This window comes from Nocardioides acrostichi (assembly GCF_015319165.1).
GTDB classification, from domain to species: domain Bacteria; phylum Actinomycetota; class Actinomycetes; order Propionibacteriales; family Nocardioidaceae; genus Nocardioides; species Nocardioides acrostichi.
In genome coordinates this window covers 508436-532456 of record NZ_JADIVZ010000002.1, presented here as the reverse complement: position 1 = coordinate 532456, position 24021 = coordinate 508436, and the positions used below count along the sequence as shown (strand labels likewise).

21 protein-coding genes and 1 tRNA gene are annotated in these 24021 nt (G+C 70.7%); 8 read left to right on the top strand and 14 right to left on the bottom strand.

Annotation, left to right across the window (positions count from 1 at the left end; all coding sequences use genetic code 11):
* Positions 1 to 10 precede the first annotated feature (10 nt).
* The 4 genes from ISG29_RS07395 (at position 11) to ISG29_RS07380 (ending at position 4297) form a co-directional block, all read left to right on the top strand.
* Positions 11 to 1510 carry a flavin monoamine oxidase family protein gene (locus ISG29_RS07395; RefSeq protein ID WP_194502717.1) on the top strand — a complete coding sequence of 500 codons (1500 nt, stop codon included), beginning with the start codon at positions 11 to 13 and terminating at the stop codon, positions 1508 to 1510.
* On the top strand, positions 1507 to 2598 hold the full coding sequence (locus ISG29_RS07390) for an SMP-30/gluconolactonase/LRE family protein (RefSeq protein ID WP_194502716.1): 1092 nt from the start codon (positions 1507 to 1509) through the stop codon (positions 2596 to 2598). The genes ISG29_RS07395 and ISG29_RS07390 overlap by 4 nt, the downstream gene beginning before the upstream one ends.
* Before the next feature lie 129 nt (positions 2599 to 2727).
* On the top strand, positions 2728 to 3459 hold the full coding sequence (locus ISG29_RS07385) for a uracil-DNA glycosylase (RefSeq protein ID WP_194502715.1): 732 nt from the start codon (positions 2728 to 2730) through the stop codon (positions 3457 to 3459).
* Between the two features lie 37 nt (positions 3460 to 3496).
* Entirely contained in the window at positions 3497 to 4297 is an 801-nt protein-coding gene (locus tag ISG29_RS07380) for a MerR family transcriptional regulator (RefSeq protein ID WP_194502714.1), read from the top strand.
* A 110-nt stretch (positions 4298 to 4407) separates the two neighbouring features.
* On the opposite strand, the gene ISG29_RS07375 is transcribed toward ISG29_RS07380, so the two are convergent.
* Positions 4408 to 6015 (bottom strand): succinic semialdehyde dehydrogenase, encoded by a 1608-nt coding sequence (locus tag ISG29_RS07375; RefSeq protein ID WP_194502713.1) that lies wholly within the window; start codon positions 6013 to 6015, stop codon positions 4408 to 4410.
* Between the two features lies 1 nt (position 6016).
* Positions 6017 to 7678, bottom strand: coding sequence for a GMC family oxidoreductase (locus ISG29_RS07370; protein ID WP_328828333.1), 1662 nt, complete (start codon positions 7676 to 7678; stop codon positions 6017 to 6019).
* Between the two features lie 72 nt (positions 7679 to 7750).
* Here ISG29_RS07370 and pdxY point away from each other — a divergent pair, with 72 nt between their 5' ends.
* Positions 7751 to 8602 carry a pyridoxal kinase PdxY gene (pdxY, locus tag ISG29_RS07365; protein WP_194502712.1) on the top strand — a complete coding sequence of 284 codons (852 nt, stop codon included), beginning with the start codon at positions 7751 to 7753 and terminating at the stop codon, positions 8600 to 8602.
* A gap of 156 nt (positions 8603 to 8758) precedes the next feature.
* A complete protein-coding gene (locus ISG29_RS07360) occupies positions 8759 to 9349 on the top strand; it encodes a GNAT family N-acetyltransferase (protein WP_194502711.1) in 591 nt (196 codons plus the stop codon).
* 99 nt (positions 9350 to 9448) lie between these two features.
* Here the strand turns inward: ISG29_RS07360 and ISG29_RS07355 are convergent, their stop codons facing one another.
* Both ISG29_RS07355 and ISG29_RS07350 read right to left on the bottom strand, forming a co-directional pair.
* Positions 9449 to 10774, bottom strand: a complete 1326-nt coding sequence (locus ISG29_RS07355; RefSeq protein WP_194502710.1) for an FAD-dependent oxidoreductase — start codon at positions 10772 to 10774, stop codon at positions 9449 to 9451.
* 209 nt (positions 10775 to 10983) lie between these two features.
* On the bottom strand, positions 10984 to 11463 hold the full coding sequence (locus ISG29_RS07350) for a winged helix-turn-helix transcriptional regulator (protein ID WP_328828329.1): 480 nt from the start codon (positions 11461 to 11463) through the stop codon (positions 10984 to 10986).
* Between the two features lie 79 nt (positions 11464 to 11542).
* Between ISG29_RS07350 and ISG29_RS07345 the strand changes: the two genes are divergently transcribed.
* Entirely contained in the window at positions 11543 to 12376 is an 834-nt protein-coding gene (locus tag ISG29_RS07345; protein ID WP_207792830.1) for an enoyl-CoA hydratase/isomerase family protein, read from the top strand.
* Between the two features lie 46 nt (positions 12377 to 12422).
* On the opposite strand, the gene ISG29_RS07340 is transcribed toward ISG29_RS07345, so the two are convergent.
* The 4 genes from ISG29_RS07340 to ISG29_RS07325 all read right to left on the bottom strand — a co-directional run bounded on the left by ISG29_RS07340 (position 12423) and on the right by ISG29_RS07325 (position 15217).
* A complete protein-coding gene (locus ISG29_RS07340) occupies positions 12423 to 12992 on the bottom strand; it encodes a TetR/AcrR family transcriptional regulator (RefSeq protein WP_194502708.1) in 570 nt (189 codons plus the stop codon).
* A gap of 116 nt (positions 12993 to 13108) precedes the next feature.
* Complete coding sequence (locus ISG29_RS07335) at positions 13109 to 14026, bottom strand: SDR family oxidoreductase (protein WP_194502707.1); 918 nt, start codon at positions 14024 to 14026, stop codon at positions 13109 to 13111.
* A gap of 81 nt (positions 14027 to 14107) precedes the next feature.
* Positions 14108 to 14899: an SDR family oxidoreductase gene (locus ISG29_RS07330; protein WP_194502706.1), complete on the bottom strand. Its 792-nt coding sequence runs from the start codon at positions 14897 to 14899 to the stop codon at positions 14108 to 14110.
* A gap of 242 nt (positions 14900 to 15141) precedes the next feature.
* A tRNA-Thr gene (locus tag ISG29_RS07325) sits at positions 15142 to 15217 on the bottom strand.
* 52 nt (positions 15218 to 15269) lie between these two features.
* Between ISG29_RS07325 and soxR the strand changes: the two genes are divergently transcribed.
* On the top strand, positions 15270 to 15710 hold the full coding sequence (gene soxR / locus ISG29_RS07320) for a redox-sensitive transcriptional activator SoxR (RefSeq protein WP_194502705.1): 441 nt from the start codon (positions 15270 to 15272) through the stop codon (positions 15708 to 15710).
* Positions 15711 to 16417: 707 nt separating this feature from the next.
* Here the strand turns inward: soxR and ISG29_RS07315 are convergent.
* Genes ISG29_RS07315 through ISG29_RS07290 form a run of 6 tightly spaced genes read right to left on the bottom strand, consistent with a single transcriptional unit; the run spans position 16418 to position 23906 of the window.
* A complete protein-coding gene (locus tag ISG29_RS07315) occupies positions 16418 to 16990 on the bottom strand; it encodes a hypothetical protein (RefSeq protein WP_194502704.1) in 573 nt (190 codons plus the stop codon).
* Positions 16991 to 17021: 31 nt separating this feature from the next.
* Positions 17022 to 18770, bottom strand: a complete 1749-nt coding sequence (locus ISG29_RS07310) for a hypothetical protein (RefSeq protein ID WP_194502703.1) — start codon at positions 18768 to 18770, stop codon at positions 17022 to 17024.
* Entirely contained in the window at positions 18767 to 19477 is a 711-nt protein-coding gene (locus tag ISG29_RS07305; RefSeq protein WP_194502702.1) for an ABC transporter ATP-binding protein, read from the bottom strand. The genes ISG29_RS07310 and ISG29_RS07305 overlap by 4 nt, the downstream gene beginning before the upstream one ends.
* Positions 19474 to 20397 carry an ABC transporter ATP-binding protein gene (locus tag ISG29_RS07300; RefSeq protein ID WP_328828320.1) on the bottom strand — a complete coding sequence of 308 codons (924 nt, stop codon included), beginning with the start codon at positions 20395 to 20397 and terminating at the stop codon, positions 19474 to 19476. Before ISG29_RS07300 ends, ISG29_RS07305 begins: the two co-directional genes overlap by 4 nt.
* The gene (locus ISG29_RS07295; RefSeq protein ID WP_194502701.1) at positions 20384 to 22405 is read right to left on the bottom strand and encodes an ABC transporter permease; all 2022 of its coding nucleotides are present in this window, start codon (positions 22403 to 22405) and stop codon (positions 20384 to 20386) included. The genes ISG29_RS07300 and ISG29_RS07295 overlap by 14 nt, the downstream gene beginning before the upstream one ends.
* A gap of 4 nt (positions 22406 to 22409) precedes the next feature.
* Complete coding sequence (locus ISG29_RS07290; RefSeq protein ID WP_207792829.1) at positions 22410 to 23906, bottom strand: ABC transporter substrate-binding protein; 1497 nt, start codon at positions 23904 to 23906, stop codon at positions 22410 to 22412.
* Positions 23907 to 24021: the final 115 nt, after the last annotated feature.

The following is a 24021-nucleotide window of genomic DNA, read 5'->3' as shown; positions in this document are numbered from 1 at the left end:
GGGAGTACCGATGACCGACGCGCCCTTGACCGACCTCAGCCGACGCAGCGTCCTCGGCGCGGCGGGAGTCGCCGGGCTCGCCGCCCTCGCCGTCCCCGCCACCCCCGCCGACGCCCAGCCGCTCGGGCGGCAGGGTCGCCTGCCCAAGCGGGTCGACGTCGTCGTCGTGGGCGCCGGCCTCGCGGGGCTCGTCGCCACCGACGGCCTGGCGCGTGCCGGCGTCGACGTGCTGTGCGTCGAGGCGCGCCGGCGAGTCGGTGGGCGCGTGCTCAACCACCACCTCGACGGCGGTGGCGTGATCGAGTCGGGCGGCGCCTTCATCGGCCCGACCCAGGACCGCATCGCCGCGCTGGCCAAGCGGTTCGGCGTGCGCACGTTCCTCGAGTACAACGACGGCAACAGCGTCTACGTGTCCTCGACCACCGGCCGCATGGAGTACTCCGGCACCGTGCCGCCCGACCCGACGATCCTCCCGGACGCCGCGACGCTGCTCACTCGCATCGACCAGATGGCGTCCGAGATCGACGTGAGCGCGCCCTGGGCGCACCCGAGCGCGCGCGACTGGGACGCCATGAGCCTCGGTGAGTTCATCCGCCGCAACGCCGTGAACTCCTCGGGAGTCGGCAACCTCATCAAGTCCTGGACCCAACCCGGCTTCGGCGCCGACCCCGACGAGCTCTCCCTGCTCTACACGCTCTGGTACGTCGCCTGCTCGGGCAACGAGGAGAACGTGGGCACCTTCTCGCGCAACTCCGACACCGCGGACGGCGCCCAGGAGCGCCGGTTCGTCAAGGGTTCGCAGACCGTGCCGATCCGGCTCGCGCGAGAGCTCGGCGACCACGTCGCACTGGGCGCTGCCGTCCGCACCATCGAGCAGAGGCACGGTGGCGTGCTCGTGCACACCCGCCGCGGCACGGTGCGCGCGAAGCGGGTCATCGTGGCCGCTCCCCCGCCGCTCGTGCTCGACATCGAGTGGTACCCGCGTCTTCCGACGCGACGTCTGCAGCTGATGCGCCACCTCGACATGGGTCAGCTGATGAAGTGCGACGCCGTGTACAAGACGCCGTTCTGGCGCGACGCCGGCCTCAACGGCTTCGGCGTCAACGACTCCGGCGCCGCGCGCGCGGTGTTCGACAACTCCCCCGCCTCCGGCGACCCCGGCGTCCTGCTCGCCTTCGTCGGCGGCCAGACCTGGCGCACGTACGGCCCGATGAGCAAGGACGAGCGGCGCGAGGCCGTGCTCGCCGGGTTCGCCGCCATGTTCGGCGACGAGGCACTCGAGCCCCTCGACTACGTCGAGCACGACTGGACCAAGGAGCAGTGGACCCGTGGCGGCCCCACCGCCTTCCACGCCCCCGGCACGATGGTCGACTTCGGGCCGGCGATCCGCACCCCCTTCGGGCGCGTGCACTGGGCCGGCACCGAGACCGCCACGTACTGGAGCGGCTACATGGACGGCGCCGTGCGCTCGGGCGAGCGGGCCGCACGCGAGGTGCGGGCGACGCTGTGAGACGGCTGCTCGCGGCGCTCACCGCGCTGGCTCTCGGCGTCCTGCTCACCGGCACGCCCGCGCGGGCCGCGGAGCGGGAGAAGTGGGACACCCGCGTCTTCGCGCTCGTGCCGCCGCCGGGAGCGCCCGCCTACGTGCACGTGCACACGAACGGCCACGTGTACGCCGGCACCTACGCCGCGCCGAGCGACCAGCGCTCGGCGGTGTTCGAGTGGACGCGCGACGGCCGGTTGCTGCACTCCTGGCGAGTGCCGGGCCAGGATCCCTCGGGCGAGCACGGGGTGCAGGTGGCCGGGCAGACCCGCGCCGGGCGGCTGATCGTGCTCGACACCTCGACCTCGCGCATCCTGCTGCTCTCGCCTACCACGGGACGGTGGCGCACGGTGGCCACCCTGCCCGAAGGCTCGGTGCCGAACTACGTGTCGTGGGGTCCGCGCGGTCTGTTCGTCACCGACTACGCGAACGGCGTCATCTACCGGGTGGCGCGCTCGGGTCGGGTCCGGGTGTGGCTGCGCGACCCCGCCCTCGACGGCGTGGCCGGCTTCGGCACCACGGGCATCCGCTACCTACCGGGTCAGCACGCGTTCTACGTGACCCAGCAGACCGACTCCACGGGGGGCACCGCACCCACGAACGGCGTGCTGCTGCGCATCGGCGTCGACGACCGCGGCCGGCCCGACGGCATCGAGCCGGTGTGGTCCAGCGCCCCCACCGACCTCCCCGACGGTTTCGGCATCGGCCGCTCCGGCCACGTCTACATCGCCATGGCCGGGCTCACCAACCGACTCGTCGAGGTCGACCCCCGCACCGGGGAGACGATCGACTCGTTCCCGGACTCGTCACCGGACTCGTCACTGGGCTCGTCAGTGGGCTCGTCAGTGGGCACGCCCGGCACCGGCGACAACGGCTCGACCATCCCGTTCGACACCCCGTGCAGTGCCACGTTCCTCGGGCGGTCGGTGCTCGTGGCCAACCAGTCCGCCGTCGCCGAGGACTCCACCCACATGGCCGTGCTCGACGTCCACGTCGCCGAGCGTGGGCGGGCGCCCTACCTGCCGTCGTCCGCGGGCTTCTCGGCGCGGCGCTGAGAGTTTTATCGGGGAGCCGACAAACCTTCGGGTTCACCGATGAAGCAACATCGGGGAACCCGAAGGTTCATCGGCGCCCCGATGAACCTCGCGCCCCGCAAGGCCCATCCCACCACTAGGTTCGAGCTCATGGGATCGCTGGACAGCCTGGTCGAGAAGCAGTTGATGGCGCCCGACTGGGCGCAGACGCTCATCGAGGTCGACCCCGAGATCGACGAGCGCATCGCGGCGATGGGTGCGTTCTTGCGCGAGGAGCAGGCGGCGGGTCGCCCCTACCTCCCCGCGGGCGAGAACGTGTTCCGGGCGTTCCGGCGTCCGCTCGCCGAGGTCAAGGTGCTGGTCGTGGGTCAGGATCCCTACCCCACCCCGGGCCACCCGATCGGCCTCTCCTTCGCCGTCGAGCCCGACGTGTGGCCGCTCCCCCGTAGCCTGGTGAACATCTACGTCGAGCTGCGCGACGACCTCGGCGTGACCCCGCCCAAGCACGGTGACCTCTCGGCGTGGTCGACCGCTGGCGTCATGTTGCTCAACCGATGCCTCACGGTCAGGCCCGGCACTCCGGCCTCGCACCGCGGCCAGGGCTGGGAGCAGATCACGGACGCCGCCATCACGGCCCTGGTGAACCGGGGCGGTCCACTCGTCGCGATCCTCTGGGGGCGCGACGCGCAGTCGCTCGCGCCGCGCCTGGGCGAGGTGCCGATCGTGCAGTCGGCACACCCCTCCCCGCTCTCGGCCCGACGCGGCTTCTTCGGCTCCCGGCCGTTCAGCCGGGTCAACGAGCTACTGGTCCAGCAAGGTGGCGAGCCGGTCGACTGGACCCTCGCACCCGGCGACGCCAGCCCGTCGCATCCGAACGCTTGACCCTCACACGATGTGAGGCCCTAGACCAGGGGTCGCCATGATGAACATCGGAGACTTCGCCCGCCGCGCCGGCCTCAGCGTGCGCATGCTGCGCCACTACGACGCCCTCGGCCTGCTCGCCCCCGAGCGGGTCGACCCGGTCACCGGCTACCGCTCGTACTCCGCCGCCCAGTTCCCGCGCATCAACCGACTGGTCGCCCTCAAGGAGCTCGGCTTCGGGCTCGACGAGGTCGGCCGGATCCTCGACGGCGGGCTACCCGCCGACGAGCTGCGCGAGATGCTGCGACTGCGGCAAGGCGAGCTCGAGGCCCGGGTGGACGCCGACCGGCGCCGCCTGGCCGACGTGGCGGGTCGTCTCCGAGCGATCGAAGGAGAAGGACGCATGTCCGACCTGGAGTACACCGAGAAGCACCTGCCCGCCGTCCGCTTGGCCGCCCTGGTCGAGACGGTGCCCGACGTGGAGTCCATCGCCGCCGTCGTCGGCCCGATGTTCCCTCGCGTGAGCGCCCTGCTCGCAAGAGCGGGAGCACCGGTGGACGCCCCGCCGCTGGCCACCTACGACGAGGGGGCCGACGGTGGCATCCGCGTCACGGTCGGCTGGCCCACCGTGCGCGACAGCCTGCCGGGCCTCGAGGTCGTCGACCTCACGCCCACCCCCGGCCTCACCACCCTCTACGAGGGAGCCATGACCGGCATCGGAGTCGCCTGGCAGAGCCTGGCCGGTGAGGCCGAGCAGCGCGGTGCACCGATGGCCGGACCGTGCCGAGAGGTCTACCTGCACACCCCTGACGGCGATCAGACCGACTGGATCACCGAGCTCCAGCAGCCCATCGGCTGAGGGTGCGGCCGGGCCGTGTCGGGCCATGTAACGCGGTGTTGCACGCACTGGTGCGGTGCTCTAGCACGGTCCCAGTCATCACAACACCGCGTTACATGCGCAAGCCCGGTCTACCGCACCCGCAGCCGCTTCATCAGCTTCAGGCTCGAGAGCATCTGCTTGACGTAGGCATCCTGACTCTGGCCGGGCCGCGCACCCATCACCTGCTTCTTGAGCACGGCCAGGTTCTGCACGTCGGTGTACTTCAGCAGGCCCTGGTCACCGTGCCGCGCACCCACACCCGAGGCCTTGACGCCGCCCGAGGGCGTGGCCTTGGAGGCGAAGGCGGTGGCGAGGATGTCGTTGACGTTCACGTTGCCGCTCTGGATGCCGCGACCGAAGGCGCACGCGGCGTCGAGATCGGTGCCCCACACCGAGGCGTTCAGCCCGTAGTCGGTGTCGTTGGCCAGCGCGAGCGCCTCGTCGAGGGAGTCGTAGGCGTAGAGCGACACGACCGGGCCGAAGGTCTCCAGGGTCGCGTGGATCGCGTCGGGCGGGGTGTTCTCGAGGATCGTCGGCTCGAAGAAGGCCGGCCCCAGGTCGGGGCGAGCGCGGCCGCCCGTGAGCACGGTCGCGCCCTTGGCCACGGCGTCGTCGACGTGGGCCTGCACTCGCGCCAGGTGTTGCGGCGAGACGAGGGATCCGACGTCCGGGGTGAAGTCGTAGGCGGCGCGGACGTCGAGAGCCTGCGTCGCGGCCACGAACCGGTCGCGGAACTCGGCGTATCGGGAGCGGGGCAGGTACATGCGCTCGACGTGCATGCAGATCTGGCCGGTGTTGCCGAAGGCGCCGAAGATGGCGCCGGGCACGACCTCGTCGAAGTCGGCGTCCTCGAGCACCACCATCGGGTTCTTGCCGCCGAGCTCGAGACAGCAGCCGATGAGGTTGCGCCCGCACCGCTCGCCGATGGTGCGGCCGGTGGCGGTGGAGCCGGTGAACATCACGTAGTTGGCGTGGTCGATGAACGTCGGACCGACGTCGGGGCCCTCACCGCACACGACCTGGAACAGCCCGCGCGGCAGCCCGGCGCGCTCGAGCATCTCGATGCCCCACAGGGGCGAGAGCGCCGTCTTGTTGTCGGGCTTGAGCACCACACCGTTGCCGGCCATCAGCGCCGGGATCGCATCGGAGATACCGGTGGCGAACGGGAAGTTCCAGGGGCCGATGACACCCACGACGCCCTTGGGCACGCGGATCTCGGTGGAGGAGGACACCACCGGCACCGGTCCGCCGTGCCGCTTCGGGGCGAGCAGCCTCTTGGCGCGCGTGAGGTAGTGGCTCATCACCATCGGGGGGTCGCAGGACTCCTCGATGGCCATCCGCCGGTTCTTGCCGCTCTCGACCTGGATCAAGTCGGTGGTCAGGTGCGCGTTGTCGACGAAGATCCTGTGCGCGCGGTCGAACACCGCGAGTCGCTCGGCGACCGGCCGCGCGGCCCACTCGACCTGCGCCGCGCGAGCGGCCGCGAACGCCCGCTCGATGTCGTGCGGGGTCGACTGCGGCAGGTCGACCACGTGATCGCCCGTGTAGACCTCGGTGAGCGGCCACGGCGCCGACGAGTCGTCGGAGGAGACCCGGCGCACCAGCCGGCGCACCAGCTCGTCGGTGACCGACGCCGGGCGCCGCAGCGGCGTCGACCCGGCGGCGGGAGAGGCGGGTGCGGCCGTGTCGGCGCTCATCTCAGGCACGCCCCAGCACGAGGTCGGAGCCCCGCTCGCCGATCATGATCGCCGGCGCGTTGGTGTTGCCGCCGGTGATCGACGGCATGATCGAGGCGTCGCACACGCGGAGCCCTTCGACGCCGCGCACCTTCAGCTCGGGGTCGACCACGGCGGTCTCGTCGACGCCCATCCGGCACGTGCCGACACCGTGGTAGACCGATGTCGCCCGGTTGAGCACCTCCTGGCGCAGCTCGCTGCCCTTCAACCGGGTGCCGGGGTGGATCTCACCGCGCACCGACTTCATGGCCGGCGAGGCCATGATCTCGCGGATCAGGTCGGTGCCTTCCATCAGCACGTCGAGGTCGGCGCTGTCGGCGAGGTAGCCGAAGTCGATGAGCGGCGCCGCCGCGGGATCGCCCGAGGCCAGACGGAGCGTGCCGCGGCTGCGGGGGTAGATGAGCGTCGACATGATCGTGATCGACGGGCGCGGGTCGACGTCGTGGCGGATCGGCTCGTCCTGGTTCGGGGACACATAAGCCCACGGCAGCATGTGCAGCTGAAGGTCGGGCACGCCGTTCTGGGCCTGCGAGGTCTGCAGGAAGCCGAGCACCTCGAACACGGAGTTCGCCAGGAAGGTCGAGCCGGGCCGCACCGTCTCCTTGGCCAGACCCTTGCCGAAGTAGAAGGCACTGCCTCTGTTCTTGGAGCCGGTGGAGTGGAAGGTCAGGGCGTGGAACATGTGGTCGTGCAGGTTGTCACCGACCGGCAGATCCGCGACCACCTCGATGCCGTGGTCGCGCAGGTGCTGGGCGTGGCCGATGCCCGAGAGCATCAGCAGCTGCGGCGAGCCGACGAACCCGGCCGAGAGCACGACCTCCCGGCCGGCGCGGACGACGCGCGTGCCGCCGTCCTTGTCGCGCAGGCGGACCCCGACCGCGCGACCGTTCTCGATCTCGATCCTGGTCACCAGCACCTCGGTCTGCACCTGAAGGGTGCGAGGTGCCAGGTGGTGGATGTAGCCGCGTGAGGCGGAGTAGCGCAGCCCGTCGGCGGCGTTCTGCTGCATGCGCGCGATGCCCTCCTGGGTGGCACCGTTGTAGTCGTCGAGGATCGTGCAGCCGGTGACGTCGGAGGTCGCCTGGATGAACTCCAGCGACGCCTCCTGCGGCTGCTTGTTGTAGGTGACCTTGATCGGGCCGCCGGCGCCGCGGTAGTCGTCGGCGCCGCCCTCGTAGTCCTCCATGCGCTGGAAGGCGCGGTTGGTGGAGTCGGCGTCCCAGCCGGTACAGCCCTCGGCCGCCCAGGAGTCGTAGTTGGCGCGGTTGCCGCGCACGTAGACCATGCCGTTGACCGAGCTCGAGCCGCCCAGCACCTTGCCGCGCGGCACCGGCATCTTGCGGTCGAGGATGTGCTTTTGCGGTACCGAGTAGTAGCCCCAGTCGTTGAGCTTCTTGATCTGCGGCACCGCGTGCATCGGGCCGATCATGCCCGGCTTCTTGGTGAGGAGCTGCTCGTCGGACTTGCCGGCCTCCAGCACGATCACCGACGCCCCGGACTGCGCCAGCCGGCCCGCGATCGCGGCCCCGGAGGAGCCCGAGCCGACGACCACGTAGTCGGCCTCGTTGGAGTAGGGAGCCTTCTTGGCCATGTGCACCTCGACATACCGGCGGAATGTGTTCACCCTCACCCTAGAGCAGAAGTGAAACGTGTTCTAGATGTGGTCGCCGTCGGGCTCCCTGGGAGGATGCGGGGCGTGCGCATCCTCTCCGTCCAGTCGTCGGTGGCCTACGGCCACGTGGGCAACTCCGCTGCCACGTTCCCGCTCCAGCGGCTGGGTCACGACGTCTGGCCGGTGCTCACCGTGCACTTCTCCAACCACACCGGCTACGGGGCGTGGCGTGGCCCCGTGCTCGATCCGACCGACGTCGCGGCGGTCATCACCGGCATCGAGGAGCGCGGCGTGCTCGGCACCGCCGACGCCGTGCTCTCGGGCTACCAGGGCGACCCGGCCGTGGGGTCGGTCGTCCTCGACGCCGTCGCGCGGGTCAAGGCGCTCAACCCGAGCGCCGTCTACTGCTGCGACCCGGTCATGGGCGACGTCGGGCGCGGCATGTTCGTGCAGCCGGGCATCCCCGAGTACTTCCGCGACACCGTCGTGCCGCGCGCCGACATCCTCACGCCCAACCACTTCGAGCTCGACTTCCTCGCCGGAGTCACGACCCGCACCCTCCCCGAGGTGCTGGCCGCGGTGGACGGCGTGCGGGCGCGCGGCCCGCGCAACGTGCTGGTCACCAGCGTGCTGCACGACCAGGTGCCCGAGCACCACCTCGACGTCGTGGCCGTGGGCGACGACGGCGCCTGGGCCGTCACCACCCCGCAGCTTCCGATCACGCCCAACGGCTGCGGCGACCTCACCGCGGCGCTCTACCTGGCCCACCTGCACGAGACGGGCTCGGTGTCTGCGGCCCTGGAGCGCACCACGGCGACCGTGTTCGCCGTCCTCGAGGCCACCGTGGCCGCCGGCAGCCGCGAGATCCGCCTGGTCGACGCCCAGGACGCCATCGCCCAGCCACCCGCGACCTTCACCGCCCGCCGCCTCCGCTGACCCGCGAGGGGTCGCGAATCGTCCCGCGAGGGGCCGCGAATCGTCCCGCGAGGGGTCGCGAATCGTCGCCCGAGGGGTCGCGAATCGTCCCGCGAGGGGTCGCGAGTCGTCCCGCGAGGGGTCGATTCTCCTCACGCCGTCGACCTACGGTGAGCCATGCCCGCCTTCGCCTGGCTCCCGGCCAACCGCGCGACCCGCGACGACGTCGCGGCGGTGCTCGGCGCGGGCGGCGCCGCGAAGTGTCGCTGCCAGGCCCTCAAGGTGGCCGGCTGGATCTGGCGCGACACCACGCAGCAGCAGCGCGATGCCGCCCTGGTCGAGCAGACCGCGTGCGGCACCGACGGCCCGACCGCAGGGCTCATCGGGTACGTCGACGGGGAGCCGGCCGGCTGGGTGGCGGTCGAGCCGCGTGAGAACTACCCACGCATCTGGAGCCGCAGGCAGCCGTGGATGCGGCAGGATCCCGAGCTCAAGGGCGTGTGGTCGGTGACCTGCTTCGTGGTGCGCAGGGGCTGGCGCAAGACCGGGCTGATGTACGAGCTCGCCGCCGCCACGGTCGAGTACGGCGAGCAGACCGGCGCCCAGGTGCTGGAGGGCTACCCGATGGAGCCGGCGCCGGGCAAGACGGTGATCTGGGACGAAGCCTCGGTGGGTCTGCTGCCGGTCTTCCTCGAGGCCGGCTACGAGGTCGTCGCCTCCCCCACCCTGCGCCGACGCGTGGTGCGGCGCAGGCTGCGTGAAGGCTGAGGGACGCCGCGTCAGCCCTTCCAACCGATGTCGTCCGGACCGCTCTCGCTCGCGCGAAGCCTTCGCGGTCGGCGAGGGACGTGCGTGCCTGCGGGCTCCTCAGCCTCGGGATGCCGCCAACAGCTCATCCCAGGTGGCGAGCTTGGCGCGCACCCCGCCACGACTCTCCCCCGCCGTGATCTCGGCGCGGTCGATCTCCAGCCACCCGTCGTGGTCGACCGTGGCCAGACCCGCCTCGTGCAGATGCGCCACGACGTCCCACACCTCGACGTCGGGCAGGTCGTCGCCCAGCATCAGCTCGACGACCCGGCCGGCGTCGGACTTGTTGCTGCCGATCACCCCGGTGGGCCCCCGGCTGATCCAACCCGCGGCGTACTCGCCGACGCACGGCACGCCGTCGCGCAGCACCCGCCCGTGGTCGTTGGGGATCGTGCCGGACTCCTCGTCGAAGGGCACGCCGGGTAGGGCCAGGCCGCGGTAGCCCACGCAGCGCACCACGAGCTCCGCCGGGATCGTCGTCTCCCGCGCTCCGTCATCCGAGCGGGCCGACACGACCACACCGGTGACCGCCTCCGAGCCCTCGATGGCGATCGGGCTGGTCCAGAAGTGCACGTGCAGCCGCCGCTGTGCGCCCGTGGGCTCGCGCAGGGCCCACTCGCGCAGCACGTCGACGCTGCGCCCGAGCATGCGATCCTCCGCGATCGCGTCCAGATCGGCCTCGGCCAGCTCGAGGGCCTCGGAGGGCACGAGCACGTCGACGCCGTCGATCTCGCCGAGCTCGCGCAACTCCTTGGCCGTGAACTTCACCTGGGCCGGGCCGCGACGGATGAGCATGTGCACGTCGGTGATGGGCGAGGCATGCAACAGGGCGAGGACCTCGTCGGGGACGTCGGTGCCGTGCAGCTCTTGCGCCGACTTGATCAGGATGCGTGCGACGTCGACGGCCACGTTGCCTGCACCCACGACCACGGCATGCTCGGCCTCGACGGCGCGACCGTCGGGGAGCGCAGTGGTGTTGTCGGGGTGACCGGAGTACCAGCGCACGAACGAGGCCGCCGAGGTGCTGCCCGGCAGATCCTCGCCGGGGATGCCCAGGGTGCGGTCGAGCGCTGCACCGTAGGCGTGCACCACGGCGGAGTACTTCGAGCGCAGCAGGTCGACGTCGAGGTCACGGCCGATCTCTAAGTTGCCGATGAAGCGCACCCGGGGGTCGGCCACGACCTTGGCCAACGGCTTCGCGAGCGCCTTCATCTTGAGATGGTCCGGCGCGACACCGTAGCGGAGCAGGCCGAAGGGCGTGGGCAGTCGGTCGAAGACGTCGACCCGCACCTCCCGCCCCTCGTGTCGCAGCAGCGCATCGGTGAGGTAGAGCCCGGCGGGTCCGGCCCCGATGACGGCGACACTCAACACGGGGGTACTGCTCATGGACGTGAGACTCCTTGCTGGATGCGGGGCCGGCCCATCACTGTGTCGGATGCCACAGGATCAGTCGGCTCGACAGCATGTCGTCTCACGGCGCCGCTGGCTAGTGCCGTCATCGAAGGAGACGTGGGCGGCCACCCGGGCAACACCGCAGCCGACGCCGCGCCTCGCACCCGCCGGAGGCGGGCTGCGACCGGCCGAATCGAGACGTCTCAGCCTTCGATCGCCTGCCCCCTGGCGTCGAACTCGCGCTGCCGGTCGACGATCTCGTCGGCATGGGAGACGGTCCATGCGTAGAGGCCCGCGAACGGCTGCTGGAGCGAGCGACCGAGCGGCGTGAGCTCGTACTGCACCCCCACCGGAGACGTGGGCAGCACGGTTCGAGTCACCATGCCGTTGCGCTCGAGCCGTCGCAGCGTCCGGGTCAGGACGCGCTGGGTGACGCCCTCGAGCTGTCGCTTGATCTGGTTGAAGCGTCGCGGCTCCTCGGCCAGCACCGCCAGCGCGAGCATGGACCACTTGTCGGCGATCTGGTCCAGGATCGGCCGGCTCGGGCAGTCCACCCGGTAGACGACCGCCGGGGGGTGCGCCTCGCCGTCCCCGCCGTGCTCACCAGGTCGCGCCGCGTCGTCGCGGGTATCACTCAGGTGCCCTGGTATCGCAGAAGTGCGTTCTTGACCGTTCTCGCTCACCCGCCAAGTCTAGGTATCCGAAGAACACCGGTCCTCTCGCTGACCCATGGGGGGCCGCCGACCAGTCTGGAGCAGAGCCGTGAACACGCCGTATGAGTCCCTCGTCGTCGAGCTGGAAGGCGGCGTGCTGCGCGTCACGGTCGACAACCCGCCGGTGAACGTCTTGGACGTGAGGCTGATGGAGGATCTGACGTCGCTCCTCACCGCCGTCGCCCCGCGCCCAGACGTGCGAGTCATCGTCTTCGACAGCGCGGATGCCGACTTCTTCATCGCCCACGTCGACATGTCCTTGATCGACGACCCCCATGCCTTCGACGAGATCGCCGCCCGGGCTCCGGCGGGGCTCAACCCCTTCCAGGCCCTGGGCGAACGGCTACGGCATCAGCCCCAGGCGACCATCGTGAAGCTGACCGGAACGGCACGAGGCGGGGGCGCCGAGTTCGTCGCCGCAGCCGACATGGCCTTCGCGGCGATCGACGGCGCGGCCCTGGGGCAGATCGAATCGCTCATGGGGATCGTGCCCGGGGGCGGCGGCACCCAGTACACCCGGGCACGGATGGGGCGCAACCGCGCCCTCGAGGTGGTGCTCGGCGGCGGTCTCGTCGACGCCCGGACCGCGGAGCGCTACGGGTGGGTGAACAGAGCCTTACCGGCCGACGAGCTGGACCGGTTCGTCGACGAGCTGGCCCGGAACATCGCCGATCTCCCACCGGGAGTGCTGGCGGCCGCCAAGCGAGCACTGCCCCCCACCTCGCTGCAACTCGGCCTGCTCGCCGAGCACGATGCCTGGGCCGAACAGTTCGCGCGCCCGGCAACCGAGCGACTCATCCGCGAAGGCCTGGCCACGGGCGCGCAGACCCGCCAGGGCGAACGCCGGCTCGAAGAGCTGCTGCGCGCGGTGGCCCTCGACTGAGAGAACGGGCCCGGCCTGGGGAGCAGACGAGCGGACTCGCGTGCACTCAGCGGATGCCGCGCATCACGTGTCGCAGCAGCGTGTCGGCGAATCCGCTCCCGAGAGGGAGGTCGGGGATGAGGAGTCGGTGGTAGCAGGCGCCCCAGAGCTGGTCGACGACCGCCTCGGCATCGACGTCGGCGCGCACCTGACCGGCCGCTCGCGCCACCTCGATGCGGTCGACGGCCAGTTGGCGGCGCGGGCCCGAATAGGTCGAGCGGTAGGCGTCCATGAGCACCGGGTCGCCTTGCGCCTCGGCGATCAGCCCGCGCAGGACCGTGCCGGCAGGCGTAGCGGTGAGCAGGTCGACGAACGCGTGGAGCTGCGAGCGGAGATCTCTCTCGAGATCGCCGGTGTCGGGGAACGCGAGCAGGGGCTCGACGGTGGTGAAGTACCCCTCGAGCGCCAGGGCGCCCTTGCTCGGCCAGAGCTTGTAGATGGTCACCTTGCTCGCACCGCTCTCGGCGGCCACGCGCTCGACCGTGAAGTTGTTCATGCCCTCCGTGAGCAGCATCCTGCCCACGGCGGCGAGGACGTCGCGACGGACCTCCTCGGTGGGGCGGCGTCCTCGAGCCATACGGTCATCCCATCATGACGCGCCGCGAGGGGCGACGGACCGCCACCGAGCGGTGACGGCCCGCGACGCGGGGCGCTCGACGCGCGGCGCACTCCGGGTCGAGCCCCACCCCGTGATCACCGCGCGGGCGTGAGCAGATCCTCGAGCCCGACCCGGCGGTAGAACTCCGTGCGCACCCGGTCTCCGACCGCGTTGACGACCTCGGCTCCGTCGTCCGCGGGGTCGACGTGCACCCGGAACGGGCGCGAGCCCTTGGGAGTGTCGACCACCTTCACGATGGCCCGGGCGACCTCGGCCGGATCCTGGTCGGCAGGAGCGAGCTCGGCGAGCTTGGACGCGACCTGGTCCATCAGGCCGGCGTACTCCACCTCGTAGGCCGCGACGACGCCCTCGTCCTCAGCGTGCCCGGCGTTCGCGAAGTGCTGGGTGCCGACCGTGAAGGAACCTGGCACGACGATGGAGGTGTCCACCCCGAAGCGGGCGAGCTCGGCGGCGTAGCTGACGGCCAGGGCGTCCATGCCGGCCTTGGCTGCGAAGTACGGCGCGAGGTAGGGCGGCGTCCCGCCCCGGGTGCTGGAGGAGCCGACCCAGACGACGAGGCCGTCGCGCTGCTCGCGCAGGTGCGGCAGGACCGCCCGGTTGACGCGCTGGGTGGAGAGCACGTTGACGTCGTAGGCGGCGGCCAACTGCTCCACGCCGAAGGCCTCGGTCGGACCGAGCACCATGTGGCCGGCGTTGTGCACCACGACGTCGATCCGTCCGCATTCGTCGACGACCCGGCGTACGGCCGCGTCGACGGAGGACTGGTCGACCACGTCGAGCTCGACGGGCCGCAGGTCCACGCCGTGCTCCCCAGCGTAGTCAGCGGCATCCCGAGCCGCGTCTCGGTTGCGCTGGCCGAGGTCGCGCATGCCGGCGAAGACGCTGTGGCCGGCCGCGGCGAGGGCGCGCACGGACATGGCACCGAACCCGCTGGATGCTCCGGTGACGAGGACGACCTTGGTGTCTGCTGTGGGAGTGGACGAGGTGTTCATGGACTGCTCCTTCGGTTCGGGAGGTCGGGCGTGGTGGCGGGGCGTGGCGGCGGCGTCGATCAGGCGTCGATCAGGCGTCGATCAGGCGATGCCACCGTTGGCGTAGAGGATCTGGCCGTTGATCCAGCGGGCCGGACCGGCGAGGTGTGCCACCGTCTCGGCGATGTCCTCGGGCTGCCCGAGGCGCTCCAGCGGCGGCATCGCGGCGAGGTCGTCGATGGCCTCCTGCGGCTTGCCGTCGAGGAAGAGCGGCGTGGCCGTGGGGCCGGGGGCCACCGCGTTGACCGTGATGTCGCGGCCGCGCAGCTCCTTGGCCAGGATCATGGTGATCGCATCGACCGCCCCCTTTGTGGCCGCGTAGGCGCCGTAGGTCGGCAGCGCCAGCTTCACGACGGTGCTGGAGAAGTTGATGATCGCCCCGCCGTCGCGCAGCCGGCGGGCGGCCTCGCGGACCACCACGAAGGTGCCTCGGACGTTGGTGCGGTGCATCGCGTCGAACTCGTCGAGATCCAGCTCGGCCAGCGGCGAGAGCCGCATCACGCCGGCGGTGTTGACCAGGACGTCGATGCCACCCATGGCCTGCTCGACCTCGTCGTACATCGCGGCGACCGCCTGCTCATCGGCGACGTCGGCGCCGACCACCATGGCCGGCACCTCGAACGCCCGCGCGCTCTCGGCGACCTCCTCGGCCTTCTCCCGGTTGCCGGCGTAGTGGACGGCCACCGAGAAGCCGTTGGCGGCCAGGCGCTCGACGATCGCGGTCCCGATCCCTCCCGAGGCCCCGGTCACCAAGGCGACCCGCCCACCGGTCGGGCTGGTGGTCTGGCCGGTGGTCTGGCCGGTGGTCTGGTTGCCGGTCGCGTTGCTGGTCATCGCTACTCCTCGCGTCGTTTGTGTACGTGTCGTTCATATAACCATATATGTACGCGAAGTTCAATACCGTGCGGACGCCTTGCCGAGTTCCCGCGAACGGCAGGAGCCCAGCCGCTTCGAGGGAGACGAGGTCGCAGCGAGCAGGGAGGACGAGCCTCGAAGTCCACGCCGCACGGGCGCGGCCTCGCGAGGGGGCGTCGAGGGGATGGTGGCCTGCTCACCCGCGGGCCGAAGGCACGTGGTGGAGCCGCGTGACGGGATCGAACCGACGACCTTCCGTTTACAAGACGGATGCTCTACCAGCTGAGCTAACGCGGCCTGCCCGCGTCGGTCGGACCGCTGCGGAACCCGTCGATCCTATGCTGCTGGCGTGACGTTGCTGACCATCGGGGAGATCGCCGAACGCTCGGGTGTGCGGCACTCCGCGCTGCGGTTCTACGAGGAGCGCGGGCTCATCGCGTCGGTCCGGACGGCGGGCAACCAGCGCCGCTACGAGCAGGCGACTCTGCGGCGCATCGCGTTCGTGCGCAGTGCCCAGCGGGTCGGGCTGAGCCTGGAGGAGATCGCCGAGGCCCTGGCCACGTTGCCTCAGAGCCGCACCCCGACCGCGACCGACTGGAAGCGGCTCTCCCGCTCCTGGCGGCCGCGGCTGGACGAGCAGATCGAGCGCTTGCAGCGACTACGTGACAAGCTCGACGGCTGCATCGGCTGCGGCTGCCTGAGCATGCGCAGGTGCGCGCTGTTCAACCCCGACGACGCGGTGGCCGAGCGCGGGCCGGGCGCGGTGTTCCTCGAGCCGGACGCCGGCTGAGCGTCGGTGGTTGAGCCGGGAGGAGCGCCAGCGACGAGCGCGTCGAAACCCAGCAACACGACAAGCAACGCCGCCTAGCACCTCACCGGGTTTCGACACGCCTCCGCCTTCGGCATCCGGCGGCTCAACCACCGGGAGCACCGGGTTTCGACACGCCTCCGCCTTCGGCATCCGGCGGCTCAACCACCGGGAGCACCGGGTTTCGACACGCCTCCGCCTTCGGCATCCGGCGGCTCAACCACCGAGTCCGTCGGTGGTTGAGCCGGGAGGAGCGCCAGCGACGAGCGCGTCCGTCGGTGGTTGAGCCGTGGGGAGCGCCAGCGACGAGCGCGTCCGTCGGTGGTTGAGCCGGGAGGAGCGCCAGCGACGAGCGCGTCGAAACCCAGCAACACGACAAGCAACGCCGCCTAGCACCTCACCAGGTTTCGACACGCCTCCGCCTTCGGCATCCGGCGGCTCAACCACCGAGTCCGTCGGTGGTTGAGCCGTGAGGAGCGCCAGCGACGAGCGCGTCCACCGGTGGTTGAGCCGTGAGGAGCGCCAGCGACGAGCGCGTCGAAACCCAGCAACACGACAAGCAACGCCGCCTAGCACCTCACCAGGTTTCGACACGCCTCCGCCTTCGGCATCCGGCGGCTCAACCACCGGACGCCTCGACCGGCTCAACCACCGGACGTCTCGACCGGCTCGACCACCGCTCGGATCGGTCAGGGCTTGCAGACCCGGCAGGTGGTGAGGTGGGCGTTGTTCTCCCCCACCGGAGCGAGGTCGCTGCGGTGGGCGATGAGGGTGCAGTCGCGACGGTGCATGGTGGAGCCCTCCCCGGCCACCACGGGCAGGCCGGAGACGTCGACCCCCTGGTCGTTCGAGGCCGCGGCACGTGAGGTGACGTCGGCCAGCACGAGCAGGGTGTCGGCGAGCCGCTTGGAGGACTCGCGGCCGTCGTCGGCGATGCGGGCCAGCCAGGCACCGAAGTAGAGGAACCCGCCGGCGAAGGTGAGACCGAGCCCGAGCAGGCCGCCGGAGACCAGATAGGAGATCTGGTCGTACTCATACGGCGTGTTCGACGCTCCGTACCAGCCGAGCACGATGACGACCAGGCCGAGCGGGAGGAGTACCGCGCCGGCCCAGAACAACACCACCTGGAGCAGCCGGTAGTTGTTGTTGACCAGCGGCGCGGCCCCGGAGTTCTGGCCGCCGCGGCTGGCGGCACGCGGCATGGCCGCGCCGCTGCCCAGACGGCTGCCCGAGGCGGGTGCGGTGGCGGTGGTGTTGCTCATGGTGGTGCCTTCCGGATGCGGGTGGTGGGGGTCAGGCCTTGCGGAGGTCGGGGATGCCGGACTGGAGTCCGTGGGCGCACGCAGCGCCGTTGCCGAGCACCAGCACCCCGATGCGGCGCAGGTAGCTGCCCACCGCGCTGGCCAGGATGATGCCGCCGAAGAACAGCGCCCCCGGGATGGAGAACAGCGGCGGCAGACCCGCGCCCATGGGTGCGGCGTCGAGGGTGCCGTCGGCCAGGGCCGGGCTGCTGTCACCGGCGGGCGGACTGGCGGCCGACGGTGCCGCCGGAGTCGTCGCCTCGCCACCACCGGCGTCCGCGCCACCGCCGGCCGCGGCACCGCCACCGTTGTCGGTCGGGGTGGACGGCGTGTCGGTGGTCGCCGGCGGTGGGATGTCGATCGGCGCGCTGGTGTCGACCGAGCCCCAGGAGTTGCCCAGCGTGATCACGAACTTCGGCGAGAGGAACAGCACGCCGGAGAGCGCATTTTGGAGTGTCTTCGCCTGGTCGGGCAGCGGGATGTCGTTGATCGCCTGCGACAGTTCGTTGAACGGGATCGCGCTCAGCTGCTGACGCAGCACGGTGGCATCGATGACGACCTGGATGCCCTGCGAGACCGTCGAGGCCGCGTCGCCGTCGATCTCCTTCGAGGGTTGGGGCAGGAGGAGCTCGATGCCGAGCGCCTTGAGCGCCTGGTTCGGGTCGGCCGGCAGCCCCGGGAGCGGCTGGCTCTGGCCGACCGCCTGGAACCCGTCGTCGCCGAAGCGGAACTTCTGCCCGGCCACGGTCAGGACGCCGTAGTCGGTGCTCGCTTTCGAGGAGCCCTTCTTGCCGTCGGAGGCCGCGGTCGCCTTCGTCGCCACGCTCGAGAGCGTGATGATGCCCCCGGCGATGCTGATGTCGGAGGCCGCGCTGCGCGCCGTGGAGCGCACCTCGGTCGGGGAGGAGGTGGTGCTGGTGCTACCGCTCATCCCGCCCACGTCGACCAGCGCCGCCAGCTCGGTCGGGAAGGCGCAGTCGGGAGCGTCGTCCGCCTTCTGCTTGCCGGTTCGGGTCGACTTCTTGCTGGTGGTCGTGGACGACGTCGACTGGTCGCCGGCGGACGTCGCCGTCGGGGCGCTGGTGCCGCCGCCCGAACCGCCCGGCAGACCGGTCGGGGTCGGGACGGGGATCTCGGGCACGCCCGGCAGACCACCACCACCGCCGCCACCACCGCCGCCGCCACCGGAGGGGTCGGAGGGCGCGGGCTCGCCGAGCTGGCAGTCGGTGGAGTAGCCGATGTAGGAGGCCGTGCGGTTCTCGGTCGCCGACGTGCGCTGCACCATGCCCGGCAACGGCTCGTCGCTCTGCTGGTTCTCACCGGTGGGCTGGGCCGAGTTCACCTGGAACGGGTAGCCGTTCTCGCCGACGGGGCCGGCGATCTCCGGCGGCAGGCCGAGGTTGTCGACGACGGTCTTGAAGCCGCCTCCGAGCGCGTCTCCGGGCCAGAGGTAGGAGGCAGTGCCCTTGGAGCTGGTGGAGTCGGCACTCACCGTGGCGTACCCGACGTTGAGCTCGGCCTGCGGCGTGGCCGGCAGTGGGATCGTCGGCTCGTAGATCTCGACCCGGACGGGCGTCGCCGTCGAGCTCGACACGAACCCCGCGAAAGGCGGGTCGTCGGCCATCGGGGCCGTCGCCGCGGACGCCGAGCCCTGCGGCAGCGCCGCAGCGACCAGGAAGCCCGCGGTGAGGGCGAGAGGGAGCCGCGCACGGCGGCTCCGGGTGGTGGTGTGGCCGCTCATGCGGCACCTCCCAAGATGACGTCGGACATGGTTTCGAGGATCTCGTCGGGCTCGCCTGTGGCGACGATCCGTCCGCCGCTCATGACCGCGGCGTAGTCGCTGACTCGCAGGGCGGTGCGGGCGAACTGCTCGATGCAGAGGATGGAGATGCCGGTCTCGGCGATGCCGGCGACCGTGTCGTAGAGCTCGTCGACGATGAGCGGCGCGAGCCCCATCGACAGCTCGTCGAGGATCAACAGCGCCGGGTCGGAGGAGAGCGCCCGCGACATCGCGAGCATCTGCTGCTCACCACCCGACATCGTGCCGGCCAGTTGACGACGCCGCTCCTTGAGGCGAGGGAAGTACGCATAGGCCGTCTCCATGACCGCGGATGCCGAGACGCCGGCGTACGACATCAGCTGGAGGTTCTCCTCGACCGTCAGGTTCGGGAACACCGAGCGGCCTTCCGGCACGGTGCACAGCCCCAACCGCGCCAACTGCTCGGGCGAGGCGTCCGTGACGTGCACACCACCGAGGTGGATGTCACCGGAGGTGGCCTCCTTCTGTGCGCACACCACCTTGGTCAGGGTCGACTTGCCGGCTCCGTTGGGCCCCAACAGCGCCATCACCGCGCCCTTGGGCACGATCAGGTCGACGCCGCGCAGCACCTCGATGCGCCCGTAGGCGGCGTGCAGGTCGACGATCTCGAGGATCGGCACTCCACTCATCGTCGCTCTCCTCGGCCGATGCCCGATCCCACGGCGGGCAGCGTCATGGTCGCCTCGACCGGCGGCAGGTCGGTGGAGGTGTCGTACTCGTCGCCGGGGTACCCGCCCGACTGGGCGTGGTTCTCCCGGACCGGGTGACCCTCGTCGGCCTCGTCGGAGTAGCCGAGGTAGGCCTTCTGGACGGCCGGGTCGTTGCGGATCGCGGCGGGGTCGCCCTGGGCGATGATCGAGCCGAAGTCGAGCACGTGGATCGTGTCGCACACACCCATGACGAGGTCCATGTCGTGCTCGACCATGAGGATCGCGCAGCCCTCGGCGGCCAGGTCGCGCAGCAGGTCGCCGAAATCGTCGGTCTCGGTCTCGTCGAGCCCCGACGACGGCTCGTCGAGGAGCAGCAGCTTGGGCTGGCTGGCCAGGCAGCGCGCGAGCTCGAGGAGGCGCGCGGTGCCGGTCGGTATCGAGTCGGCTCGCTCTCGGGCGTACTCGGCGATGCCGACGCGTTCGAGCAGTGCGTCGATGTCGACCTTGCCCGCGCTCCGGCGCCGCAGCGGCAACGCACCGCTGTGGATGTCGGCGGCCACCCGCACGTTGTCGCGCACGGTCAGCGACCCGAACGCCTCCAGACGCTGGAAGGTGCGCCCCATACCCATCTTCGAGCGACGGTGTACCGGGGTGTTGGAGACGTTGCGACCGTCGAACCAGACCTTGCCGCTGGTGGGCCGCTGGAGACCGGAGATCACGTTGAAGCACGTGGTCTTGCCAGCGCCGTTGGGTCCGATCAGGCCGGTCACGGTGCCGGCTTCGACGTCGAAGCGAGCCTCGTTGACGGCCACCACCCCGCCGAACCGGACGACGACGCCGTCGACCTCGAGCAGCGCCCGGTGGCCTCCCCTGGAGGCGATGGACTCACTGTGCGACACGGGTGCCCTCCTCGAGCAGTTCCTCGTCGTCGGCCAGACCGACGGAGCCCAGCGACCGTTCGGCGTCCTCGTTGGCCTGGTGCTCCGAGCGCGCGTGCTGCCGGGCGCCGGCCAGGCTGCCGCCCGGCACCGGTAGCTCGGGAAGCCGCTGGCGGACGACGTCGCCGAGGCGCCGGTCGGCGAGCCGGCCCAGCGAGAAGAGGTAGATCGAGAGTCCGTTGGGGTTGCGGGCCAGCAGGATCGCGCCCACGGCGATGACCACGAACAGCAGGCCACCGACGGCCGGGTAGCTGCTCTGGAGCACGGGCAGCAGCATCAGGCCGGTGCCGCCCAGTGCCGCACCGGTCATCGAGGTGACACCGAAGACGACCGCGAGCAGGAGCAGGATCAAGGACTGGAAGTAGAGGAAGTCGTTGGCGCCCACGGTGCCGCGCAGGCCGGCGTACAGTGCACCGGCGACGCCGGCCATGCCGGCGGAGACGGCGAACAGACCGATGCGGAACCAGCGTGCGTCGAGCCCGAGGGTGCCGCAGGCTGCCTGGCTGTCGCGCAGCGCGATGAGCATGCGGCCCAGGCGTCCGCGCCGCGCCAGGAGCAGCAGCCAGGCCATGCCCACGAAGAACACCGCCATCAGCCACACGTAGACGCGGGTCGACTCGATCGAGGTGCCCAGTAGGGTGAGTCGTTGCGCGTTCAGCGACCCGTTGGAGCCGAAGCCGATGTCGGCGTTGAAGACCAGCTTGTCCATGATGACGCCGAACGCGAGCGTCGAGAGCGCCAGGTAGAGGCCGGTGAGCCGGATCGACGGCAGCGCCACGAGCACACCGGACAGCGCGGCGACCAGGCCGGCGATGAGGATGCCGGTGAGCCCGGTGTTGCCCATCTTGATGTACGCCAGCGCACCCACGCCGGCGAAGGTGAGCTGCGAGAGCGACACGTGGCCGCCGTAGCCGGTGAGGAGCACCAGCGAGAGCATCACCATGGCGTAGGTGAGGGCGATGCCCACCAGCAGCAGGTTGGCCTCCGAGACCACCGAGACCACCATGGCGACGAAGAGCAGCGTCGCACCGCCCCAGCCGCCGGCCTTGAGTGGTGAGGGAAGCGGCGCCGAGACGATGCCCTTGACCTGGCCGATGCGCAGCTGGGCCTGGGGCATCAGCACGATGACGGCGAAGAGGAACAGCGCCGGGATCACGTTGCGCACCTGGTTCAGCACGCCGTCGGTGGGGAGGTAGCCCGAGGCGTAGGACGTCACCAGCCCCAACGTCATCGCGCCGACGAAGGTCAGCGGCAGGTTCTTCAGCCGTCCGAGCATGGCCGCGGCGTAGGCGTTGATGACCAGCAGGGTCAGCGCGTAGTAGTCCAGGCCCACGGTGCTGACGAGCAGGATGCCCGCAAGGCCCGCGAGCGAGACGCCGATCGCCCAGGCCAGGCCGGCGACCCGCTCGGGATTGCCGCCGAAGAGCTTCAGCAGCTCGGGATTGTCGACGGAGGCCCGCATGGCCGTGCCGATGCGGGTGCGGTTGAGCAGCCCGTAGAGGAGCACCGCGACGAGCAGCGAGAGCACGACCGTGAGCACCTGGTGCGCGGTGATGTAGGAGCCGCCGAAGATCTCGAAGCTGGTCTCGGGGAAGAACGGCGAGATGCTGCGCGCCTCGTTGGGCCAGATCGTCGTGGCCGCGCCGATGGAGAGCACCAGCAGCGCCACGGTGACGACCAGCGACACCGACACCGGCGCGTCACCCAGGCCGCGGGCGACCACACGCTGGATGAGCAGCCCGATGCCGGGCGCCACCACACCGAGCACGAGCACCAGCGCGAGCAGCGTGGGCATGCCCTGCCGGACACTGAAGTCCCAGAACACGAACGACAGCACCATGCCGAGCGCACCGTGGGCGATGTTGAAGACCCGGGTGGTCGCGTAGGTCAGCACCAGCCCGGACGCCGCGATCGCGTACGCAGACCCCGTGACCAAGCCGAAGATCGTGAAAGCGAGGAAGGATCCCATCGGGTCAGCCCACCGTCGTCGTTCCGGAGCAGGTGTACTTGGTGCCGCCCAGCGCCTTCCACTGACCGCCCTCGAGCCGCAGGAAGCGCCAGCAGTCGCCGGTGCGCTTGGGGCCGACGTGCTGCGGCGCGTGCATGCCGTTCGCGGTCCAGTTGTCGACCTGGGAGAGTGCCTGCACCAGCGAGGCCCGGTTCAGCTTGCCGCCGAGCTTGGCCGCCGTCTGGGCGAAGAGGCGCGCGGCCGACCAGGAGAAGACGCCGAAGAAGTCCGGCGTCGCGCCCGGCTTGGTCTGTTGGAGGTAGTTCAGGTACAGCGAGGTCTCCGGGCTCGAGGAAGCCTCCTCGAAGGGCACGAAGTTCGTGAAGACGGTCGTCCCCTCGGCCGCGTCGCCGGCCTGCTGGACGTACTTGGGGTTGTAGGCCGTGGGGTCGAACATGAGCACGTCGGGCTTGTAGTCCTGCTGCTGCATGGCCTGCACGAGCCGCACGAACTGCGGCACCTGCGCGATCATCTGCACGTAGCCGACGCCGGAGTCCTTCATCTTCTGCACGTAGGGCGAGTAGTTGAAGTCGGAGATGTCGACGCCCTGTACGTAGGTGAACTTCATGCCGCGCTTGTTCATCGCATCCGATTGCGTCTTGCCGTTCTCGGCCGCCGCGCCGGCGTTGATGTAGAGCATGGCGGCGTTCTGCGACGCCTCCTTGTAGCTCTTGAGCACGTAGTCGGGCACCGCGTTCTCGAACTCGGTCGACTTGGTCGACTGGGCGCCGAAGCACACGTCGCAGTCGTAGCGGGCCGAGGTGACCGCGGTGGACCGGATGTCGGGCAGACCGCACTTCTCGGCCGGACCGGCGCCGCCGGAGTCGAAGGCCGACATCGATCCGACCATGGCGAACACCTCGTTGCACGCCGCGGTGTAGTTGCGCTGGTCGCCGCTCTCGGAGGTGCCGGTGTCGTAGGTCTTGAGCACCAGCTTGCGCCCGCAGATGCCCTTCGGGTTGGTCTGGTTGAAGTAGGCGACGAACGCCTTGGTGGCGTCTTGGGAGGCCTCGAAGATGCCGGGCACCGGCCCGGAGACGTCGGAGGAGTTGCCGATGGTGATGGTCGAGTCGGTGATGCCGGGCCCGTTCTTGAACCCCGCGCAGTCGCCGGCGGGCAGCGGCTCGTTCTGACTGGGCGTCGTACCCGACGCCTTCGAGCCCGACGAGGAGGAGCCGCCCGACGAGGTGCCCCCCGAGGACGTCGAGGAGCCGTCGTCACCGCTCGCGGAGCCGGTGGACCCGGCGACCGAGCCGCCGGAGCTGCCGCTCGAGCCCCCGGTGTCGCCACCACCGGCGACCGAGCCGTCGGCGGCCGTGCTGCCGTTGGCCGAGCGCACCTCCTCGGGATCCAGCTGCGACCCGCAGGCCGCCAGCGTGCCGATCGAGAGCGCGGCGAGTACACCGATCGCCATGCGAACCCGGCGGCGGGGGTCTGTGGTCCGTGACCGGATGGCGGCCATCGGCACCTCCTGCGGCATCGAAAACTAGAACGTGTCCTAGTTCGTAACGACGGTCACAGCACAAGGTGACGTGGGGCACAGAGAAAATCCGACTGATGGCCAGAGGGATGGTGTG

Bases quoted from the DNA above. Each gene is read 5' to 3' on its own strand.
- ISG29_RS07395 (WP_194502717.1), top strand. From the start codon at position 11: ATGACCGACGCGCCCTTGACCGACCTCAGCCGACGCAGCGTCCTCGGC.
- ISG29_RS07385 (WP_194502715.1), top strand. From the start codon at position 2,728: ATGGGATCGCTGGACAGCCTGGTCGAGAAGCAGTTGATGGCGCCCGAC.
- ISG29_RS07380 (WP_194502714.1), top strand. From the start codon at position 3,497: ATGATGAACATCGGAGACTTCGCCCGCCGCGCCGGCCTCAGCGTGCGC.
- ISG29_RS07375 (WP_194502713.1), bottom strand. From the start codon at position 6,015: ATGAGCGCCGACACGGCCGCACCCGCCTCTCCCGCCGCCGGGTCGACG.
- ISG29_RS07360 (WP_194502711.1), top strand. From the start codon at position 8,759: ATGCCCGCCTTCGCCTGGCTCCCGGCCAACCGCGCGACCCGCGACGAC.
- ISG29_RS07355 (WP_194502710.1), bottom strand. From the start codon at position 10,774: ATGAGCAGTACCCCCGTGTTGAGTGTCGCCGTCATCGGGGCCGGACCC.
- ISG29_RS07340 (WP_194502708.1), bottom strand. From the start codon at position 12,992: ATGGCTCGAGGACGCCGCCCCACCGAGGAGGTCCGTCGCGACGTCCTC.
- ISG29_RS07335 (WP_194502707.1), bottom strand. From the start codon at position 14,026: ATGAACACCTCGTCCACTCCCACAGCAGACACCAAGGTCGTCCTCGTC.
- ISG29_RS07330 (WP_194502706.1), bottom strand. From the start codon at position 14,899: ATGACCAGCAACGCGACCGGCAACCAGACCACCGGCCAGACCACCGGC.
- ISG29_RS07315 (WP_194502704.1), bottom strand. From the start codon at position 16,990: ATGAGCAACACCACCGCCACCGCACCCGCCTCGGGCAGCCGTCTGGGC.
- ISG29_RS07310 (WP_194502703.1), bottom strand. From the start codon at position 18,770: ATGAGCGGCCACACCACCACCCGGAGCCGCCGTGCGCGGCTCCCTCTC.
- ISG29_RS07305 (WP_194502702.1), bottom strand. From the start codon at position 19,477: ATGAGTGGAGTGCCGATCCTCGAGATCGTCGACCTGCACGCCGCCTAC.
- ISG29_RS07295 (WP_194502701.1), bottom strand. From the start codon at position 22,405: ATGGGATCCTTCCTCGCTTTCACGATCTTCGGCTTGGTCACGGGGTCT.
- ISG29_RS07290 (WP_207792829.1), bottom strand. From the start codon at position 23,906: ATGGCCGCCATCCGGTCACGGACCACAGACCCCCGCCGCCGGGTTCGC.